Source organism: Lamprobacter sp., from assembly GCF_034860625.1.
GTDB lineage: Bacteria > Pseudomonadota > Gammaproteobacteria > Chromatiales > Chromatiaceae > Lamprobacter.
Map to the genome: position 1 here is coordinate 1 of NZ_JAYESN010000422.1, position 1,925 is coordinate 1,925.

Genomic DNA, 1,925 nt, shown 5'->3' on the forward strand with positions numbered 1-1,925 from the left:
CATGCTTGAAGAATCTCTATAAAATACAGAAATTTAAGCAAAAAATTCCTATGCAGCGTCTTAGGATGAGATGTCCCGCGATGGGCCGGTGATGATCAGGTGCTGGTGTTTTTCATCACGCTGCCTCGAAGCGGTGAACATGAATGCTGTCAGCCCTGCTCGTCACCTGGGCAAGGTCGTACTGCATCTGCTGTCGCATCCAGCTCTCAGGACTGCCCCCGAACCCCTTGGATAAGCGAATCGCCATCTCTGGGGAAATCCCACTATGCCCGTTCAGCAGTTCGGAGAGGGTCTTGCGGCTCACGCCAAGCCCTTGGGCGGCGGCGGTCACTGTTAAGCCGAGTGGCTCAAGACAGAGCTCTCGGATGACCTCGCCAGGATGGGGCGGATTGTTCATCGGCATGTCTTCGCCTCCTAGTGGTAGTCCGTCAAATCAACGTCCGTGGCTTCGCCGGTTGCATCGAAATGGAAGACCACCCGCCAGTTTCCGGAGACTTTAACCGCATGGAACCCGTCCTTGTCGCCCTGCAGGGGATGCAGCCGTAATCCTGGCAAGTCCATGTCAGCTGGTTCTCGAGCAGCATCCAGACGGACCAGGATCAACTTCAGGCGCTTTACCTGCTGTTGCTGGACGCCCTTGGTCTGCCCCTTCTCGTAGAGTGCGCGCAATCCCTTGTGTCGGATCTTCATCCTTGCTCTGTATCCCGATACGTAGCGGGTGTCAATCGATTTCTGCTGTTATTAGGGCCGGCTCGCAATCGCTCAAGCTCGAGTGAAGTTGTCCACGAATTGGCATGCGGGATGCGAATAATATTTATAGGCTCGCAATCGCTCAAGCTCGAGTGAAGTTGTCCACGACCGCTGTGGATAACCTTGTGCAGCAATGACAGCTTGCTGAGGTGTCCTGCATGTTATTGCTACGGTTTTATGGTTGCTGCGCCAGAGTGGTCAGGGATCGACCGACAGGCGTGTTCGCAGGCCCGTACTTCCCCCGGAACAGTCCGGCGAACGATCCGCAATTGGCGCTGAAAACGCGCAGAAACCAGGCTATCGGGCGCTCGCTCGTCACGGGTTGGGTTCCGAGACAGGGGTAATCGGAAGTCCTCGCTCGATTCCAACCTCCTCAGTCCATGAGAAATTTTTGCTCTCAGGAACCTCAGAAGCTGTCATCCCCGCACCTGCAGAGGGTTTCCAAGACACCGCAGCGGAAGCGGTATAGGGGTTTAAGTCCTGGGAGCCGTCGATAACACAGCCAGTCAGTAGGCACATCACACTGAGCGAGGCCCAAACGCGGCCTTTCAGTCGACGCTTCTTGGGTATCTGGGATCGCTCTACCTGATGGGATCTGGATTTGTCGACCAAGGTGATTACCTACTCAGAGGACAGCAGCTCTCGTGACATTGGGTGCTTGATATCCCGCTTGTATCCTGCCCGCTCCCTAGAGACTGTCCAGGAAGGGCAGTCTCTGAACTTCTCTTCAATGACAGCACGGGTGCCACCCCTTCAGTGTAGCCAGTCCTGTAACGACAGGGGCAACTCTAATGGGCAGTCGAGTCTTGATCATACCTTGGTCCACACGCTGCGACTGGCCCGACAAGATCATGGCAAGAGTCTGATTTTCCATCCGTAAATATGTCGTTGTTGACTGCTAAGCGGGATATTGGGCCAGGCGATCATCAAGGTCGGCGGTCGCAATCGATCGTGCGGAAGTTGGGCATCAGGGCTGTCCTCAAGCGGGATCTCAGTGTACCAAGCTGACAGCGATCCGACAGCGCCAAAGTCCAACGGGCTGCTAGTGGTGCGCGCTCACGACCGATCTCGCTGAGCGAATGGGTCCGGCTCGCATGAATGAGCGAGGCCGATCGCGGACTCGCTATCGAACGCATCTTGATGCTGTCATCTGAAGACGGCTGTCCCAAGCGGCG

At 55.9% G+C, this 1,925-nt stretch carries 2 protein-coding genes; both read right to left on the reverse strand.

Annotated elements, in window-relative coordinates:
- Positions 1-115: 115 nt before the first annotated feature.
- Positions 116-403: a HigA family addiction module antitoxin gene (locus VBE63_RS28345; protein WP_323686327.1), complete on the reverse strand. Its 288-nt coding sequence runs from the start codon at positions 401-403 to the stop codon at positions 116-118.
- Positions 404-414: 11 nt separating this feature from the next.
- On the reverse strand, positions 415-690 hold the full coding sequence (locus VBE63_RS28350) for a type II toxin-antitoxin system RelE/ParE family toxin (RefSeq protein WP_323686328.1): 276 nt from the start codon (positions 688-690) through the stop codon (positions 415-417).
- Positions 691-1,925 lie beyond the last annotated feature (1,235 nt).